Origin of the sequence: Streptomyces sp. BE20, from assembly GCF_036322525.1 — a bacterium.
Taxonomy (GTDB): Bacteria; Actinomycetota; Actinomycetes; order Streptomycetales; family Streptomycetaceae; genus Kitasatospora.
Map to the genome: position 1 here is coordinate 1 of NZ_JAQYWW010001092.1, position 252 is coordinate 252.

The window sequence follows — 252 nt, forward strand, 5'->3', positions numbered from 1 at the left end:
AGGTGACGGCCTGGTGGTCGAGCCGTGGTCCGAGCACGCGCTCCAGTGACGGGTGGAACTGGGTGAGCAGGCCGCGTATCCGGTTGGAGGTGCGGGTGGCCTCGGCGGCGAGGTCCTGGTCGAACCCGGTCAGGACGGTGAACTCGGCGGTGATCTTGTCGGTGAGTTCCAGCGTGCGCAGGGTGTGGGGCATGGTGCGGGCCGCGTCCGCGATCACGGCGGCGTCCTTGGCGTCGGTCTTCGCCTCGCCGG

Annotated in this window: 1 protein-coding gene; it reads right to left on the reverse strand. The window is 70.6% G+C overall.

Going from position 1 to position 252, the window contains the following annotated elements; translation table 11 throughout:
• Positions 1 to 252 (reverse strand): IS110 family transposase (locus PUR61_RS33160; RefSeq protein WP_329883222.1); only part of this gene is annotated, 252 nt, incomplete at both ends.